This window comes from Stenotrophomonas sp. STEN029 (assembly GCF_056760015.1).
In genome coordinates, this window is record NZ_JBRREC010000042.1 from 19,427 (window position 1) to 37,683 (window position 18,257).

At 60.9% G+C, this 18,257-nt stretch carries 13 protein-coding genes and 1 pseudogene; 5 read left to right on the top strand and 9 right to left on the bottom strand.

All coding sequences use genetic code 11. The annotated features are described in order from the left end of the window. Nucleotides 1-278 precede the first annotated feature (278 nt). The 4 genes from hutG (at nucleotide 279) to tssA (ending at nucleotide 6,538) form a co-directional block, all read left to right on the top strand. Nucleotides 279-1,130 carry an N-formylglutamate deformylase gene (hutG, locus tag ACVOLI_RS10910; RefSeq protein ID WP_481614433.1) on the top strand — a complete coding sequence of 284 codons (852 nt, stop codon included), beginning with the start codon at nucleotides 279-281 and terminating at the stop codon, nucleotides 1,128-1,130. After that, a complete protein-coding gene (gene hutU, locus ACVOLI_RS10915) occupies nucleotides 1,127-2,794 on the top strand; it encodes a urocanate hydratase (RefSeq protein WP_481614434.1) in 1,668 nt (555 codons plus the stop codon). The genes hutG and hutU overlap by 4 nt, the downstream gene beginning before the upstream one ends. 361 nt (nucleotides 2,795-3,155) lie before the next feature. Beyond that, on the top strand, nucleotides 3,156-5,255 hold the full coding sequence (locus tag ACVOLI_RS10920) for a CocE/NonD family hydrolase (RefSeq protein WP_481614435.1): 2,100 nt from the start codon (nucleotides 3,156-3,158) through the stop codon (nucleotides 5,253-5,255). Between the two features lie 221 nt (nucleotides 5,256-5,476). Further along, nucleotides 5,477-6,538, top strand: coding sequence for a type VI secretion system protein TssA (tssA, locus tag ACVOLI_RS10925; protein ID WP_481614444.1), 1,062 nt, complete (start codon nucleotides 5,477-5,479; stop codon nucleotides 6,536-6,538). A 35-nt stretch (nucleotides 6,539-6,573) separates the two neighbouring features. Here the strand turns inward: tssA and ACVOLI_RS10930 are convergent, their stop codons facing one another. From ACVOLI_RS10930 to ACVOLI_RS10955, 6 genes are all read right to left on the bottom strand, one after another. After that, nucleotides 6,574-7,329: an OmpA family protein gene (locus ACVOLI_RS10930; RefSeq protein WP_481614445.1), complete on the bottom strand. Its 756-nt coding sequence runs from the start codon at nucleotides 7,327-7,329 to the stop codon at nucleotides 6,574-6,576. Between the two features lie 38 nt (nucleotides 7,330-7,367). Continuing rightward, on the bottom strand, nucleotides 7,368-8,351 hold the full coding sequence (gene tagF, locus ACVOLI_RS10935) for a type VI secretion system-associated protein TagF (RefSeq protein WP_481614436.1): 984 nt from the start codon (nucleotides 8,349-8,351) through the stop codon (nucleotides 7,368-7,370). Then, on the bottom strand, nucleotides 8,348-12,073 hold the full coding sequence (gene tssM / locus ACVOLI_RS10940) for a type VI secretion system membrane subunit TssM (protein ID WP_481614437.1): 3,726 nt from the start codon (nucleotides 12,071-12,073) through the stop codon (nucleotides 8,348-8,350). The genes tagF and tssM overlap by 4 nt, the downstream gene beginning before the upstream one ends. A 16-nt stretch (nucleotides 12,074-12,089) precedes the next feature. Next, nucleotides 12,090-13,478, bottom strand: coding sequence for a hypothetical protein (locus ACVOLI_RS10945; protein ID WP_481614438.1), 1,389 nt, complete (start codon nucleotides 13,476-13,478; stop codon nucleotides 12,090-12,092). Between the two features lie 80 nt (nucleotides 13,479-13,558). Then, on the bottom strand, nucleotides 13,559-13,819 hold the full coding sequence (locus tag ACVOLI_RS10950) for a PAAR domain-containing protein (RefSeq protein ID WP_303749871.1): 261 nt from the start codon (nucleotides 13,817-13,819) through the stop codon (nucleotides 13,559-13,561). A gap of 101 nt (nucleotides 13,820-13,920) precedes the next feature. Further along, nucleotides 13,921-14,805 (bottom strand): M15 family metallopeptidase, encoded by an 885-nt coding sequence (locus tag ACVOLI_RS10955; protein WP_481614439.1) that lies wholly within the window; start codon nucleotides 14,803-14,805, stop codon nucleotides 13,921-13,923. Between the two features lie 459 nt (nucleotides 14,806-15,264). Between ACVOLI_RS10955 and ACVOLI_RS10960 the strand changes: the two genes are divergently transcribed. Further along, nucleotides 15,265-15,759, top strand: coding sequence for a hypothetical protein (locus ACVOLI_RS10960; protein WP_481614440.1), 495 nt, complete (start codon nucleotides 15,265-15,267; stop codon nucleotides 15,757-15,759). A gap of 139 nt (nucleotides 15,760-15,898) precedes the next feature. Here the strand turns inward: ACVOLI_RS10960 and ACVOLI_RS10965 are convergent, their stop codons facing one another. The 3 genes and pseudogenes from ACVOLI_RS10965 to ACVOLI_RS10975 form a co-directional block, all read right to left on the bottom strand. Further along, nucleotides 15,899-16,906, bottom strand: coding sequence for a DUF6708 domain-containing protein (locus ACVOLI_RS10965; RefSeq protein ID WP_481614441.1), 1,008 nt, complete (start codon nucleotides 16,904-16,906; stop codon nucleotides 15,899-15,901). Between the two features lie 147 nt (nucleotides 16,907-17,053). Beyond that, nucleotides 17,054-17,788, bottom strand: coding sequence for a putative type VI secretion system effector (locus ACVOLI_RS10970; RefSeq protein ID WP_481614442.1), 735 nt, complete (start codon nucleotides 17,786-17,788; stop codon nucleotides 17,054-17,056). 137 nt (nucleotides 17,789-17,925) lie between these two features. Continuing rightward, nucleotides 17,926-18,131: pseudogene (locus ACVOLI_RS10975) on the bottom strand (IS3 family transposase); the annotation flags it as partial. Nucleotides 18,132-18,257: the final 126 nt, after the last annotated feature.

Consider the following 18,257-nt stretch of genomic DNA (forward strand, 5'->3'; position numbering starts at 1 on the left):
TCATCTGCCCTCCGGGCATCCTCTCCCGCTTGCGGGAGAGGCGACAGCTGGCGGCGCTGCAATCTGCCAGGCCAGGCTCAGTTCACCGCGAGCTGCGGTGCAAGCCCTTCTCCCGCCTGCGGGAAGAAGAGCCTGCCCCCGCGAAGGCGGGGGTGGCGCGAAGCGCCGGATGAGGGGAGCTTTTGACCTTCACCGTGTAAAGCGCCCCCCTTCTGCCCTTCGCGCATCCTCCCCCGCCAGCGAGGGAAGAACATTGCCCCCCTACCCCAGGAATCCCCATGACGAACGCCACTGACTGGCTGCAGATACACCACGGTCACGCTCCGCTGATCGTCAGCTTCCCGCATACCGGCACCGAACTGCCTGCCTCGCGCGTTGGCCATTTCGTGTCGCCGTGGCTGGCACGCCGTGACGCCGACTGGTGGGTGCACGAGCTCTATGCCTTCGCCAAGGCAATGGGCGCGACGACGGTACGCACCGCCATCTCGCGCTCGCTGATCGACGTCAATCGCGACCCATCCGGTGCCTCCCTGTACCCAGGACAGAACACCACCGGCCTGTGTCCGCTTACCACCTTCGACAACCAGCCGCTGTACCGCGCCGGGCATGAGCCCGATGACGCGGAGATCCAGTATCGGCGCGAAACCTGGTTCGACCCCTACCACGCTGCACTGGCCGGCGAGATCGCCCGACTGCGCGCGCAGCATGAAACCGTGGTCGTCTACGACGCACATTCGATCCGTTCACTGATTCCGCATCTGTTCGATGGCGAACTGCCGCAGTTCAATATCGGCAGCGCTGGACCCAGCGGCGCGCCGGATACCTCCTGCGACAACGCGCTGACCGACGTGGTCGAGAACCTGTGCGCCATGAGCGGCATGAGCCACGTGCGTAACGGCCGCTTCAAGGGTGGCTGGATCACCCGCCACTACAGCAATACCGCCAACGGCGTGCATACCCTGCAGATGGAACTGGGCTGCCGCGGTTACATGCACGAACCCGCACCCGAGGACGTGGACGAGCACAGCTGGCCCACGCCCTACGACCCAGAACACGCAAGCCCCGTCCGCAACACCTTGCAGCAAGTGCTTGGCGCTTGTCTGGAATTTGCTACCAGGAGAAATGCATGACCCGTCACGACCCCTCCCGCAACCCGCGTGCACCTCGCGGCAATACGCTCAACTGCAAGTCCTGGCAGACCGAAGCGCCGTTCCGCATGCTGCAGAACAACCTCGATGCCGAGGTCGCCGAAGACCCGACCTCGCTGGTCGTCTACGGCGGTATCGGCCGCGCCGCACGTGATTGGGAAAGCTACGACAAGATTCTGGAAACCTTGAAGCGCCTGGACGACAACCAGACCCTGCTGGTGCAGTCTGGCAAGCCGGTTGGCGTGTTCCCCACCCATCCGGATGCGCCGCGCGTGTTGATCGCCAATTCCAACCTGGTGCCGCACTGGGCCAACTGGGAGCATTTCAACGAGCTCGATAAGAAGGGCTTGATGATGTACGGGCAGATGACCGCCGGCAGCTGGATCTACATCGGCAGCCAGGGCATCGTCCAGGGCACCTACGAGACCTTCGTCGAGATGGGTCGCCAGCACTACGGTGGCAGCCTGAGCGGCAAGTGGATCCTCACCGCCGGTTTGGGCGGCATGGGTGGCGCACAGCCGCTGGCTGCTTCACTGGCCGGTGCCAGCAGCCTGACCATCGAATGCCGCCAGAGCAGCATCGACTTCCGCCTGCGCACCCGTTACGTCGATGAGCAGGCCAGCGACATCGACGACGCCTTGGCACGCATCGCCAAGTACACGGCGAGCGGTGAAGCCAAGTCGATTGCCCTGCTCGGCAATGCCGCCGAGATCCTGCCGGAACTGGTACGCCGCGGCGTGCGTCCGGATTGCGTTACCGACCAGACCAGCGCCCACGACCCGGTGCACGGCTACCTGCCGATCGGCTGGAGCGTGGAGCAATGGCTGGCCGAACAACAGGCCAATCCGGAGAAAGTCCGCGATGCCGCCAAGGCCGCGATGCGCGTGCACGTCGAAGCGATGCTTGCCTTCCATGCTGCCGGCATTCCCACCGTCGACTACGGAAACAACATCCGCCAGATGGCCTTCGACGAAGGCTTGCAGGATGCCTTCGATTTCCCCGGTTTCGTACCGGCCTACGTACGCCCGCTGTTCTGCCGTGGCATCGGCCCGTTCCGTTGGGTGGCACTGAGTGGCGACCCGGAGGACATCTACAAGACCGACGCCAAGGTCAAGGAAATCATCGCAGATGATCCCAACCTGCACCGTTGGCTGGACATGGCGCGTGAGCGCATCAGTTTCCAGGGCCTGCCAGCGCGTATCTGCTGGGTTGGCCTTGGCCTTCGCCACAAGCTCGGCCTGGCCTTCAACGAAATGGTGCGCAACGGTGAACTCAGCGCGCCGGTGGTGATTGGCCGTGACCATCTGGACAGTGGCAGCGTCGCCTCGCCCAATCGCGAAACCGAATCGATGAAGGACGGCTCGGATGCGGTCTCCGATTGGCCACTACTGAACGCCATGCTCAATGTCGCCGGCGGCGCCACCTGGGTAAGCCTGCACCACGGCGGCGGCGTTGGCATGGGCTACTCGCAGCACTCCGGCGTGGTCATCGTCTGCGACGGCAGCGAGGCCGCCGACCAGCGCATCGCACGCGTGCTGTGGAACGACCCCGGCACCGGCGTGATGCGCCATGCCGATGCCGGCTACGACATCGCCATCAACTGCGCCAAGGAGAAGGGACTGGATCTGCCGGGCATCCTCGGCTGACCGAGCGCCTCTGGCCGTGAATGCAACGGGCAGGCCTGTGGCCTGCCCGTTGTGCTTTCCGCACTGAAGTCCAACGGGTTCGTGCCTGCCATGAGCCGGGCTGCCGCAACGCACCCAAACCCGGCATCGCCCGCTTGTTGCAAGCCTGCGACCGGCACAGACCTGCCGTTACACGCATCCATGCGATGTGCTATTGAAGACCAACGATCAAACCGATGGTCTTGCCATGCGTGGCTTGCTTGCCCTACTCCTGTTGCTCGGCGCGGGAACTGCCTCGGCCCTTGCCATGTCGCCCCCCGTGTCGGCGCGGCCTCAACCTGCCGATGTAGATACCGCAATGCCCGGGCTTGCAAGGCTCACCTTGAACCGCCTGCCCCACGGCGACGAGCAGCAACTGCTGGATACCCGTTTCCGACTGCAGATAGTCGCAGGCCAATACCTACAGGCGATCGAGAGCATTCACAAGCTGCGCGCATTGCGCAGCGATCCACCTCAGCAGCCACCGTTGTATCTCCAGTACGAGATCTACGCGAGCGCCAAACAGCTGCAGCAAGCACAGCGGATCAGCTTCGCCGACGCATGGAAGCGGCGTTTTGCAGATCATTTCCAGCGGCTCGACGACCCGACGGCCCTGAAAGCCGAATTCGCCTTCGGCAGCAACCTGCAACGCCTGCGCGAACAGCGGGACAGGCTGGTCGAAGCCACCGACGATGTCACGGCACTGAACGACGAGCAAGCCACCGCCCTGCTGCTTGCATGGCAGGTGCATGCCGCATACGCGGACTTTCTGCCGCTGGTGCCGCAGGCGATCAGTGAAGACGACGCGCGGCGTTACAGCATCGACCGCAACATCAGCATCACCACGCCCGATGGCGCACGCATCTCCGCCATCTCCGTGCATCCAGCCAAGGCCCGCAGACTACCGGTGCTGCTGACCTTCACCATCTATGCAAACGACGACTGGGCCTGGTCCGATGCCAAGACGATGGCTGCACACGGCTATGCCAGCGTGGTTGCCTACAGCCGCGGCAAGGGCCGCAGCCCTGATCCGATCCGTCCGTATGAGCACGACGGCAGCGATGCCGCAGCAGTGATTGCCTGGGCCGCTGCCCAACCATGGAGCAACGGCAAGGTCGGCATGTACGGCGGCAGCTACAGCGGCTTTACCCAGTGGGCAGCACTCAAACAGCGCGCACCCGCGCTCAAGGCCATCGCCACCTCGGCAACCACCGCTCCCGGCATCGACGTGCCGATGGAAGGCGGAATCTTCCTCAATTTCATCTACCCTTGGCCGTTCTACACAACGAACAACACCTCGCTGGACGACGCCACTTATGGCGATAGCGGTCGATGGAATGCGCTGAACAGCCGTTGGTATCAAAGCGGCCAGCCCTATCGCGAGCTGCCAAAACTGGATGGCACCGCGAACCCCTTGTTCCAACAATGGTTGCAGCACCCAACCTACGATGCTTACTGGCAGGCAATGATTCCGCAGGGGCGCGAGTTCGCCGATATCGGCATCCCGGTGCTGGCGACAACCGGCTATTTCGACGGCGCGCAGATTGGCGCCCTGCACTATTTCCGCGAACACCTGAAGCAGCGCCCGGACGCCGATCACACGCTACTGATCGGCCCCTATGAGCACTTCACCATGCAGACCGGCGTGCCCGAACAGGTGCAGGGATACAGCCCGGATCCAGTGGCGCGCATCGACCTGCAGGCGTTGCGGCTGGCATGGTTCGACCACGTGTTGAAAGACGCCCCCAAACCCGCATTGCTCAGCGACCGGGTCAACTGGCAGGTGATGGGCAGCAACCGCTGGCGGCACGCGGCAACGTTGGATGCCATGCCTACGCGCCAGCAGCGCCTCTACCTGGTACCGGGAAACGACGGCACTCAACAGCTGGCCGCTGAAGCTGCTCCGGCGCGCAGCAGCCTGCAGCGCGTCGATTTCCGCGACCGCAGCGATGCGGGCTGGCAAGCGCCACGCGATGTCATCAATCGGACGCTTGACCCGCATGCCGGGTTGGTCTTCCGCAGTGAGCCGCTGGCGCGGGAAACCGAACTGGCAGGCGCGTTCAGCGGCATGCTCGATTTCAGCCTCAACAAGCGCGATGCCGATGTGGCGCTTGCCATCTACGAGCTCACCACCGATGGCCAGTATCTCGATCTCGCGTATTGGCTGCAGCGGCTAAGCCATGCGCAGGATCCAAGCCAACGCCAGCTTCTCGCACCCTCTCAACGTCATCGCGTACGCGTTGCCAATACCCGCCTGATCGGCCGCAGACTCGCTGCAGGGAGTCGCGTTGTGGTCACCTTGGGAGTAATCAAACAGCCAGACCGGCAGCTCAACCTCGGCACTGGCAAGGACCCCAGTGACGAAACGCTGGCCGATGCCGGCGCGCCGCTGGAGATACGCTGGTATGGCAGCAGCCATATCGACCTGCCCGTTCGCGATTGAAGACCAGCGCTCGCGTTGAGTGCCCTGCTGAAAGTTCGGACATACATCGCAATTGCCGGCGATGTTCAGATGATTCCTGTAGCCACGGCGCAGGACCGGATGCAGACAAAAGCTGAACGAGTGCAGGCAGGCCCGGCCGGTTCCAGACCTGCAACCGGCCTCTACATTCTCTTGCCCATCGCCGGGCTAGAATCGGCCAGTAACCCACAATGAGATTTGCCATGCTGGATCAGGATGCCCTGCTGGCCCCGATTGACGGACACGCTGCGACCGGTGAAGACCTGTCGTTTTCAGCCGAGTTCGATCGGATCATCGAAAACCGTCGTGCCGACGACCCTACCCTGGACCAAGGGGCGTGGCAGACCGACATCAAATACGCCGATTGGGGCAGCGTGCTGCGCGACTGCAACCAATTGCTGCAGACCCGTACCAAGGACCTGCGGCTGGCCGGCTGGCTATGCGAAGCAGCAACCCAACAAGACGGCTTCAGCGGCCTTGCTGCGGGCTTCCGGGTCACCGCAGGCCTGTGCGATCGCTACTGGGACGATGTGCATCCCATAGCGCACGACGGCGACTACGAGGAACGCATCGGCAACCTGAGCTGGCTGCTGACCAATACCTCGCAATGGCTGCGTGCAATCCCCATCGCCGTCGCGCCGCAGGGTCGTTTCAGTCTGGCTGATTTCGAGCATGCGCATGCCAGCAATGGCGACGATTCCGATGGCCGTCCAAGCCTGGACGTTCTCGAAGCGGCGCGCCGCAGCACGTCGCACGATGTCTATCGGCAGCTGGTTGCCGCCCTGCCCGACTGCAGCCAGGCGCTGGATGAGCTGCAGGCCGCCGTGGACAGCCGCCTGGGCATGGATGGCCCCAGCTTCAGCGCGGTACGCGAACAGCTGGACCACCTGCAGCGCACGGTCCGGCGCTTTGCCCGCGAAGCCGGCATGTTGCTCGATGGCGAAGTGGATGATCCTGCTGATGACGCTGGCGACACGTTCAACGCGTCCATCGCTGCTACCGAGCCAACAGTGAACAGCGCCGCGCCACGTGGCCCAGCAGGAGCTCCGACCAGCCGCAAGGAAGCCTTGGCACAGCTGCGTCAGGTGGCCGAATTCTTCCGCCGCACCGAACCGCACAGCCCTGTCGCCTATCTGGCCGAGAAAGCCGCAAGCTGGGGCGAGATGCCGCTGCATGTCTGGTTGAAGCGCGTCATCAAGGACCACACAACGCTCGAGCAGATGGAAGAAATGCTCGATGTCAAAAACGAAAACGACGGGCTTTAAGCCCGTCGTTCTCTTTCAGAACTGACAAAGCGCTTTTACTGGATCTTGAACTCGATACGACGGTTGCGCGCGCGGCCGTCATCGGTGACGTTGTCGGCCACCGGCTCATCCGGCCCCTTGCCGAGCACATCCATATGCGTGCTGGGAATGCCCTTGGACATCATGTAGCTCTTCACTGCAGCTGCACGCGCATGGCTCAAGGAAAGATTGGATGCGCGCTGCCCCACATTGTCGGTATGGCCAATGATCAGGAAGCGGCTGTCCGGCATCTGCGCCATCTTGGCGACCATCTCGTCGAGGATGCTCATACCGAATGGCGTCAACCTGGCGCTACCGCTCTGGAATTCGATGATGCGGTTCGCCAGCGTCTGATCCAGCACGCCCTGCTGTGAGCCCACCTTCAAGGCATTGTTGACCGTGTAGCTGGTGTTGCTGGCCAGGCTGAGATCACTGGCCACCTGCTGGCGCAGCGCTTCATTGGCCACCTCGCCGGTGACGCGTACAGATTGGCCGTTGACCTCGAGCTTTCCAGGCGACACGCGCTTGAGCCCGGGATTGATCATCCCGGCAACATAGTCACCCCAGTTGGGTGGCGTGGCGATGCTTTCGACCTGGATACGATCCACAACGCGCTCTGCGCCATAGACCGCCCGCAGATTGTTGAGCAATTTGGCCTTGGTGGCCTGATCGGGCACCACACCTTCGATTATCACTGGCCGTTCTGCTGCCGACGGCGCCGTCACGGTTGCCGACGGTGCGGTCTGCGCGAACACAGGCGTGGCCACCAACATCAACGCAGCGATATAGCTAACTTTGAACAAATGCATCGTCAGGTTCCCAGGAAGGTCTCGCCAAACAGCCGACGCGCGGTGACCAATGCAAGGTCGTCACGCTCGAGGAAGCTGCTGAAGCGGTTCAAGTTGTAATCGCCGTGCAGGTAGTCATCCACCCACTCCGAGTGCTGCAGGTGAATCAGATAGTCGCCGGCTTCGGTCGGATCCAGGGCGGCGCGAAGCACCATGCGATCAGCGCCGTTGAAGCCGATCACCATGTTCGGCTTGGCGTCGTTACGGATCAGCACCGCCAGCTCGAAGTCACCGCGGCTGACGAAGCTGGATACCAAGTCCAGCCAGAACGCGGCCACCAGCGGCCGGTAGGCCGGGTCGCGCACCAGCGGCAGCACCAATGCCTTGTCGATGTTCACCTCGCCACCGCTCAACACGGGCTGCAACAGCAGACCCAATGCCGGCAGCATCTGCCGCAACGAAACCTCACCATGCCCTGCCTCACGCAGGCGCTGTTCGAAGCTGGCGATGGTGGTGCCTTCGAGGAAGTCCTGGAAGCTGGCGTTGTAGTCTGCCGGATCGGTGCTGATGCTGAAGCGAGCATCAGCGAGCTGGCTCAGCGCCAGCGTTGCATCGGCATCTTCGTTCGCCTGCCGTGCCAAACGTGCCAGCCCCGACCACGCGTTGGACAGCGCCAAGGGGCTGCGGCCGATGAAGGGCAGCGGTTCGGGGGCCTCCAGCCGCAATGCTGAAAGCAGCGGAAACCGCCGCTCAGAGGCATCACGACTGGCAAGGAAGTGGCCGCACACCAGCATCTTGCTGCGCGAGCCAAGGAAGGCGTAATTGATCTCCGGCGCCTCGTCGTAACGCTGCTTCCAGTCCGGGCTTTGGCTCAACAGCTCCAATGACTCGCCAGCCCAGCGATCGAGCCAGCCAAGCAACTGGTGATTATCGGCGGCGCGCACGAAGTCACCGCGAGACGGCACCTTTCCGAAGTAGGAAACCCCGGCACTGACAACACGACTCATCGTGCACCTCCCGCAGCCTGCTGCGGCGCCGCTGGCGCACTTGCAGGTGCTTGCCCGGCAGGCGCAACCGGTGCCGCAGCGGCGGCAGGCACGCCACCGGCCACCCGCTCCGGCAACTGCAGGCCGCGCTGCCAATCGCTGCCATCAGAACCCGTGCCAGCACGGCGCACCACGCGCATCTCCACGGTCACGGCAACGCCGCTGCCTTCCCAGGTGATACGGCTGGAATCATCAAGCCGTTCGTACTGGCCTTCCGACATCAGCCGCTTGAAGCCGTTCGAGCCCGGCGCATTGAACACCTCCACCGTGCGCCCGTCACCCGTAACCGCCGAAATCTTCACGCCAGGAATTTGGCCCGCGTTCGGGTATTGCATGGTGGTCCACTGCGGCGGTGTGTTGCGATAGCGCAGCTGCTGGCCATCGATCTCGATGGTGTATTCCACCGCACCGGTTGCAGGCGACGGCAACAACTCAAAGATCGTCGTGTCCTGGGCAGCACCTGCACCCGCGCCACTTACCCAATTGCCATAGTTGGCGACCAGTTCGGAAGACAGGTTGATACCGATGCCTGCCCAACGACGCGCTTCAAGCAAGGGACCGCGCTGGAGGACCAAAGCCCCCATTGCGTCCTTGTTGAAGGTGGCGATGCTGCCGCTGGCACCGAAGATGGCGGCGATGTCGCTGGCCGCAGCATCCACATCAGAGTTCAGGTTGAACGGATACTGCTGGCCGATGCGCGCCTTGAAGGGATCGTAGACCTGGGCCTTCCAGGTCTTGTTGACCTCATCTTCGGTCGGCGGCACCAGGGCTGCAAAGGTCTGCGTCAGCGGACGCAACAACAACGGACGCAATGCCTCGCGCTGCTTCTCGTCCAGCCCGTTCAAGACCTGCTCGTCGACCAGCGCCAAGGCCACGCTCAGCTCGGAGCCCTCATTGCTGAAGGTGTCCTGCATCAGCTTGCGTGCGCCAACGCCCACGTCGCCTTGCGACTTGATGGCATTCAAGCGTGCCCGCAGCTTGCCCAAAGTATCGAAGTAGGCAGCAATTACCGCCGGCTGATCGCCGCGCGGCATGGTGAGCCGAGCGATGCCTTCAAACGCCTTGCCAATCGGCCCCACCGGCGCGGCAGCGGCGGCCGCAGCCGGGTCCTTGCGCAGGATGGTGCGCTGGAACCAGGCCACGAAGCCCTTGCCGGATTTGCTGGAACGCGCCTGTGCAGGCGGGTTGTCCCAGATGGTTTCCTCGTTGATCTTCTCGAGCAAGGTACGCAGCGGCGAGTTGCTGGCATCACCAAGGCGGTTGATGCGCGCCGTGGCCTCGTCGAAGGTATTGAACTCGGCAATACTCAAGCCGGCAACGAACTTGCCCCACTCGCGTGCGTATTCCTGCTTATACAAGGTGACCAGCTCACGCGATACGTGTTCCGGGCTACCGGCCAGCGACAGGTCACTTTGCTCCGTCGTGCCCAGCACCCAGTCGGTAGTGCTCAGCTGGGTATTGGCCGCTTCCTTGATCGCATCCTGCACATAGTCTTCCCAGGCCTTGCGGCTGAAGGCGCCGGAGATGGCATAGCTGCCATTGATCAGGCGCGCATTGCGCTCCTCGCCCACCAGACCATCCACCGTCACCGTGCCAAAGCGCGCACCCGCACGTGCCTTGATCTGCGCGAACACGCGCTCCATCGCCGGCTGGCCCTTCATCACCTGCGACAAGGCCTGGCGTGAATCCGTAACCAGTGTCACCTTGTTCTGCACCTGCGGCCAGCCCGGCTTGCCGGCCTGCGCCACATAGAAGGTCATCAGCTTTTCGGCGGCCCGCACCATTTCCTCGCGGCTCATCTGTCCACGGTTGGCTTCGAGCCAGTTGCGCCAGAACAGCGTCAACTGCTGCGACAGATGTGCGCCTTCCACGTACTTGGGATTGCCCAGCATCAAGTAGGTCTTGAGCGCGTTGTAGGCGTCATTGGTGCTGGTCGGCGATGCGTTCTGGTACAGCGTCTCGCTTTCCGCCGCACCTGCGTTGGCCTGGCCGAGCTTGTCGCGTTCGGCAACCACCTGCCCAAGATAGTTCTCGAGGTTGGAAACGGTGGGCGCCAGCATTACCTGCTGCATGCCGTGGTTGTACTCACGCAGCAGCTTCTCGCGGATCGCGTCGCCCTGGTACAGGCCGAGGCTGGTGGTGATGCCACCCTCCTTCTTGTAGCGATCCAGCTGTTCCATGCGGTCCTGCAACAGCAGCAGCGCATCGACGCGGGACTTAAGGTCCATGCGGTCTTTCTGCACGCGCACGGCCTGGTCCAGATCCTTGGTGGCATTGGCCACCAGCTGCGCATTGGTGGTGTAGGACCAGGTCCACAGGCCAAGCCCAAGCGCGAGCACACCGACGGCGCCCAGGAACACGCCGTAGCGCAGGCGGTTCTGGTGCGGGCTTGCGTACTGCCGCACCAGATCTCGGTCGGCAAAGATTACCTTGCGGAACAGGTCTTTCAGGAAGAAGGCGGTCTGCCCGCTTGGTGCCTCGTCCACGTTCGAGCCGCGTTGCAGACCAAACTGCCTTCCCACGCGCTCGGAGGCGTGATGCACCGAGCGACCTTCCTGCAGCGCACTGCTGAAGTAGAAGCCGCGGAACACCGGCTTGAACTGATAGGGGTTGTCTTCGAACAGCGTGGCGATGAAGGTCCGCAGCGCGGGCTTGATGCCAATGAACTCCAGTGGCAAGGACAGCAGGCCCGGCGAAACTTCGCGCCCGCGCTGCATCGCCATGTGGGTCAGGCTCATTTCCTTGATGCCGTCGGCCAGCTCGTCAAAATGCTTGTCGAAGGCCGTCAGCGCATCACCCTGCTGCTGCACATCCGCTGGCAACGTCGCGCCCCACACGTTCTCGCGTTCGCCCGGATCCAGATTGCCGAAGAACTCGCTGAAACCGGCAATCAGGTCGGCCTTGGTGAACAGCACATACACCGGTGCGAACACTTCCAGCTGCTCGGTGACTTCCTGCACACGCTGGCGCAGGTTCTTGGCCAGCTCCATCGCAAACTCGGGCTTGCTGCCAGACAGCTCGGCAATGCTCACCGCGATGATCACGCCATTGATGGGTGCGCGTGGACGGTTCTTCTTCAGCAGCCCGAGGAAGGTCAGCCATTCCATGCGGTCTTCTGTACTCACCGAATAACGGCCCGCCGTATCCAGCACGATGCCATTGGTGGTGAAGTACCAATCGCAGTTGCGGGTACCGCCGATGCCCTGGATGACATTGCTGCGATTGTCCTCGAACGGGAACTGCAGCCCGGAGTTGAGGATCGCCGTGCTCTTGCCTGCTGCCGGGTTACCGATGATCACGTACCAAGGCAACTCATACAGCGCAGCTTTGCCTTTGAGCATACCCATCCGCGAGGACTTGATCTGCTTCACCGCATCCAGCATGCGCTTGCGCAAGGCTTCGGTATCGGCACGCTGCGACGGTTGCGCGTTGGCCACGGCCTTGTCGGCCTCGCCCTGCACCATCGCCTCCACACGCCGCGCCGCGCGCCGCGCCATGATCCGCTTGATGATCCAGACGATCAGCGCAATGACCAGCAGCGCTGCAAGCACGATCGCCGCCCATATCCCGATCTGCCTGGCCTCGGCCTCACCGTATTTGGCCAGCCCAGCGGCGCCGATAAGACCAATCACCATCCACAAGCGATAGTCGCGCAGGTAGTAGCTGAAATTGCTCAAACTCATGCAAGGAATCCAGGGTTCAGGAGACTGCCGGCATTGCAACCGCCAGCGTCGGGGAAGGAAGCGGCTCTACGAGGCCAAACAAACGTTGCTGCGCCTCGGCAACGCCCAGCAACACAACTGCCTCGGACTGGCGCTGCAACTGCGCTTGGGCCAAGGCCAACAAGGCGACCGGCAACACCGGGCCGAGCTCACCAGAGCACAATGCCAGGGCAAGACTCTGTGAACTGAAATCAAGATCAGCGTTGATCGCAGCCGTGACTGCCGCTGTATCAACCAGCGATTCAGGGCGTTGATCGGAATCGTGCAGCACGAACTGCACCCGCGCCGCGTCGGCTAGCAAAGGCTGCAACCACTGCGTTGCCGCGCTGGCGAGCTGACGACGGAGCTCTGCAGGACGCGTGCCGTGAACCGGCTCCAGACGCTCAAACTGCGGCCGCCAGAAACGAGCTGCGCCCTCACCTGCGAGCTGGCTGCTGGCCAGCAACACACCAGCGGCACCCTCGCCCGGCACGTGACCGTCGGCGTGTTGCGCGGTTGCAAGCAGGCCGCGCGCCAACCAGTTGTTGATGACTGCAGCGTCTATCGCCGAATAGCAGGAAGCGAGCAAATGCCAGCGCGGTGTGCCCGAGCTCAAGGCATCCACAACCCGCTGCAGATGTGGCCACACATCACCGGAACGCTCGAACACACTGATGCGCACGTCAAACCGCCGCGCATCCAGCCCGGCCTGCAGTGCCTGCTCTTGCAGCCATGTCTGCGCCCAATGACGCAAACCGTCCGACCAGGATGGCGAAACGACGAGCTCCACGGTAAGAACATTCTCGACCCGATCTTCTTCGCGCCGGCGCAGACCAGCAATCACAACTTCTTCGCCACCAACGATTGCCGGCATCGCGCCATAAGCCGCATCCAGCAACTGTTCGAGAACAGGCTGCAACAGCGCCATCGCACGCCGCTCATGGGCAGCGGTATCAATCGTTCCTTCGCGTTCGGACAACACCGTCCACTCGTCAAGATCAGCGACGGCACTGACACGAATCGGAAGATTGTTGGCATCGCGGAAACGCGTGTCCAACTGCGGCCGCGGCAACGCCGAGGCGGCAGCCAACACCGCGTTCGCATCGTTGCCCGCAGGCAGGTGAACGCTTCCTGCGGTGATTGCCACCGAGGAAACATGCGTGCTTCCGGACTCGACTGCTGCTGCAGGTGCGGCCTCTTCGGCATTCGCGCTTGCTGCAACCGCCTTGTCAACGCCACGTGAAAACATGCCGCGCAGCATGTAGCCCGCACCGCTCAACCCCACCGGCAATACGCCGAGGTAGGCCAGCATCTGCATGCCATTGGGGGTGGTGCCACTGCTACGCCAGTACATGATGGCCGCCGCCCAGGTGGCGACAAAAACCATCATTACGCTCCCCGCGTTCTTCAACCATCCTGCCATCAGTCGCTGTGCTCCATGCGCTGCTCCTGTACCGCGTGTTGCGCTCAGCCCAACCCAGTGCTGCTCTGTGTGGCCATCAACGTGGCCCCACATGCAGTGCGATCTCCGTCACGTGCTACAGGCTGCCCGTCGATTACGACGGTAGCGTCACCACTGATGATTGAAGTTGCCCCGTGCACCGCGCAGATGGCGCGGTCCCCGATGCGGGAAACTGGCTTGCCATTCACGTCTGTCTGGGCAGTGCCAGACACCACGCTACCGCCATGACTTAACTTGTCGCCGACAACGATAAACGGTCGTGCCATGCATCACACTCCTTGATTCGCCGTGACCCGGTCTTTCCATCGCCCCTGTCCAACGGCGACCCGAGTCATCACCGGCGTACGATACCAGCACTTGTTCGCGCTTATAAGCCTTGGCGTCGCAGTTCATCACGCTTCGCGCTGCGTGCCACCTTGCATCGCGCCGTGGCCTCTACGTGCACATAGTCCTTGATGCTGCGCCAGTTGCCGCCCCAATCCAGACCTGCCTGTTCAGCAAGCTCACCGTACAGAAAATAACCGCGGCGGGTCCACGGATCTTCCATGTCCCATTGCAGACGTCCGTCACGAATTGGCGCACTGTCCACACCCAAACCATACTGGTGACAGCTTTGCCAGGCACCTGCACGAGTCGCCTTGCCACCGGCCATCAACTCGGCCTGTCGTTCGGGGCTGCGATAGCCTTCGATCAACACCATCTCGTAACCATACTGACGGCGCATGACTTCGTAGATAGCCAGAACGCGTTGCTGCAGATCCGGATCAATCTGGTTCCATTTGCGATCAGCAGTGACTATCTCTGGTCGCAGGCGGCGAATTTCAGTTGTCGTGAACACTTCCGGCGGCGGCGCAGGCGGCGGCGTCAAGCGCTCACCGCGCAACAACTGCGCAACCATGGAACCGGACTCGGCAAGATCATCACCGCGGAAATCAGACAGCACCACTGTCTGTCGTGACATCAGAATTATCACCGGAGGAATACACAGCAAGCCTATCGCGATGGCCAGCACGGGCCAGTGACGACGCAGCGTGCCCCGTACACTCACAACCTCTTCACGAACCCCACTGCGCACTCGCGCAGCACCTGCGCCGGCGCGATCGCCTGCACGTCCCGCCCTTTGTCGCACTGCAACCCAGCGCGCCCGCAGACGCGCAAACACCGGACCCAGCGACTCAGGGAACAACAGGCCCCAGCAAAGCAATGCAACAAGGAGCAACAGCACAATGGCTACAACGACAATTACAGTCACCGGTCCTCCATGACGACAATGCAGGTTGACGCATCGAGAGGCTTACTCTACAAATGCGCGTATTCGTTTCGGCACTAGCCGACTCAAACCAAGGGCTGGAAGCACTTGAATAATGGCGGAATAAATCGGCCGAGTCTGCTCTCAGGGGGAGCGCAGAACAACGGCCCGGCACCGAACACGGGCCGCATTCTCGCAGACATGGAAGGTCGACAGGTTGCCGCATCATCGCGCGCCACCAAAGACCACTCCCCCCAAAGCCGGCGCGTCTGGTTGTGGGTTGGTGCGGGTTGCGCACTGCTGCTTGCATTCACAAGCGCAACACTGTGGTGGCTCTCAAGCAGCACCACACAGGACGATGCCGAGTACTCGTTGAACCCTGACGCAGTTCCAGATTCGTCTGCAACTTCTGTCACCGGACACCCCGACGCACCCGCAGCTGCAGGCAGCAATGGCGCCGCGATGATTGTTGATGCACCGGACACCACGGATGCCAACAGCCGCAATGCAGCTACGCCCACGCAGGCGCTGCCTGCGACAGCAAGTACAAGTTCAAGTGCAACGGCTGCAACTCCTGCAAGAGAAGCGCGTGCGCAGCGCGCACCAGCAGCCGCACGCACCGCTGCAGGCAGCAGGCCGCAAGATGAGAACCTGCTCGGCACGCTGCTGGGCATCATCAAGGAAGAAGAAAGCAAGAAGAAGAAAGCGGCTGCAGCGCCACAGCCTCAGACCATGGACGATCTGATCGCGAAGATCGAAGCAGACGACAAGAAGCGTGCCGATGACGAACGCGTCGCGTTCGAGCAGGTGGCAACGCGGAAGACTTCTTCAACCGAATCGACCATCCAGACCCAGCTGCGCGCATGCCCTGGTGCGAACACCACCAAGGGGCTGGAATGTCGCGCGAAGATCTGTGCAGGGGTGCGTGGGAGGGATCCTGCTTGTCCTGCTATGTGATGGCGTGTGTGCTGCGCTTGGGCATCGACGGGAAGTCAGCAATTCCCGAACGACGCTGACTCAGCCATCGGGAGGCTCTACACTGCTTCTCAACGAGCCCGCCTAGGCGGGCTTTTTCTTAAGCGAAGCAGGCATCGAACTACAAGGGGTCTGTACCGCCCCTTCCGCGCTTCCGCTCACGATGAAGCTGCCTCATTCTCGCCACTACGTCCGGGCGCTCACCAAACTGGTCGATGTATTCAGGCTCTTCCCAACGCCCCTCGTCATTTGGATCAAATCTACTCTCCGCAACGGTCGCGGGCGAAAAATGGGGCGTCGCACATGTTGCCATAACCAGCCAACGAGTTAGCGCCAATACCCCATACCAAGGAAACAGGAAGTGTCTTAAGGGAAACAACGACCTGCCAAGCAAGAAGCAGGTCCAGCGATATGAGTTCCTAAAGCTGTTCTTCATGGACAGCGTAACGATCTTATCCGACTCGTGAGCAACAGCATAATCGGGCCCACCGTCCATATACCTGTTAATGAATTCCCAGCGACCACGAACTCGCGAAGGATCGTCAGTGAAAGTCCCCACAGTAAAAGTATCTACGATGATCCTATTTTTATCTAAAATATGGCAACGAAGGTCGCACAACTCTTTGTTTTGATTGCCCCAGCCAACAAAGAAGAAGAGACGTTCACTTCCCCAGGAAACAACAACCTCGCCATTCGCGCCGTTATTCCTAAAAATATGAACCTTCCTCGTCAGCCTGTTGAATCTGATCGGATAATAACGGCATGCAAATAAGTCGTGCCGAAGCACCAGGTTCCAAAAAAAGTATACGAACCCGCCCATCAGCAATAGAAATAGAACCACAACCGTGAACTCGGTAAATGTTGGATTCACTGGAAAGACCAAAACCACGGCACAAATAGCAACAACGGCAATGAAAAGGCTAAGAGCACCTGCGGCGAATGTCGGGATGAAACCTTTCATTGAAAAGGTTCGATCCACGAAGTCCGCATATGTCGAGTTAAGGGATATCAGTGATGCGGAGTCATCTGGATGGAAATCACCGCTCACACCCCGAGCAAGATGCTCCTTCTTCTCAACACTGAGTACCCCTCTCTCAGCCTCAAATTTTGGATACCAACCGGTCAACATATCAACTCACTCCATATGCCAGCAAATCCCCATCCGTCGCTTGCATAACTACCAATACAGAATTGAAATTTACGAACCTTGACCAGCTATAGGAAGACCCCAATCGATTGCAGAATCTCTAATTAACAACACCAATTCTTATTCCTATTAGTAGCGAAAATAGAAAGGACCGAGCGTTGGCGGATCATCCGGCCTGATAGAACTCATAGTCTTCTTGCGCAAATTTATTTCCCCAGGGTTCTTCCAACCAACCGAAGCGAAAACAATCTCTGCCATCTTCACAAACGGAAGGTACTTCCTGGAAACACTCCAACCGATTAGTGAAAAAATAGCTGTACCTCCTAGTATCACAAAACCAATAGTAACCATCAACATGACGACCTCACCTCCGCCACCTATAGCCCAAAAGAAAGTCAACATTACAACGGTGACAATCGCTACAACCAATGACATCCACAGCAAACCCCTGATTGTGGTCTTAATATGCGCCGATCTACCGGACACAACGTGAGGGAAAAGAGCGATGATCCGGTCACGTGGACGAAGCACGGCGAATGCCCGCATGTAACCATCGGCCTCTTCCGCCACCACTTCAACCTCATCCCCATCCTGAAAAGGGTTCGCCCATAAAATCGCACGCACTGCCTCATCGCCCAACTGAAAAGTCAGCGCAAAAGCCTCTTCGCGCATCTCTTCCATAGACATAGCCACCATCCCAGCAGCTAGCCCGCTCAATCCGGCAGCAGCTGCCAGCGTTCCGGCAAGCGCACTGCGCTTTTGCAACTCCTCCCCCAGGAACGCGTCAACCGTTGTTACTTCAACTTCAAGGTTGCGCATGGTGCCAACCAGAACTCGTACCGATGACGCCGCTTCAGTGTTCATCTTTATCCTCCACCGACATCCCCGCCCCGCTGATCGAAGTGCAGCGCGCAACCAGAACTTGCGCCGGAAGGATTGCTAATTTCCAATTGATTCGTTATCCACGGCCTACGGTCAGCCGACAGCGGGGCGACGCCCCCCCCCCCCCAAAGCGCGTCGAACATGAAGTCGATCGACCAACTACCGTCGATATGCTCACCGGCCACCAACAGCATCGGGTGTCGATTTGTAAGACGCTTCTTCCCTCGCCGACGCTGATTGAGCTTCATCAGGCAATACACACGCCAGACACGTTTGTGATTCCAGACCAAACCGCGGCGATGAACCCTTGAAACAGCTTGCCGAATTTGCCCGGACATCTCTGAATCGCCCAGGATTTCGTAGACACCTCGCAGCCATAAACTATGGCTTAGGCGGAGGTGGTTATGAGCACGAAACGTTATACGGATGAGTTCAAGATCGAGGCGGTTCG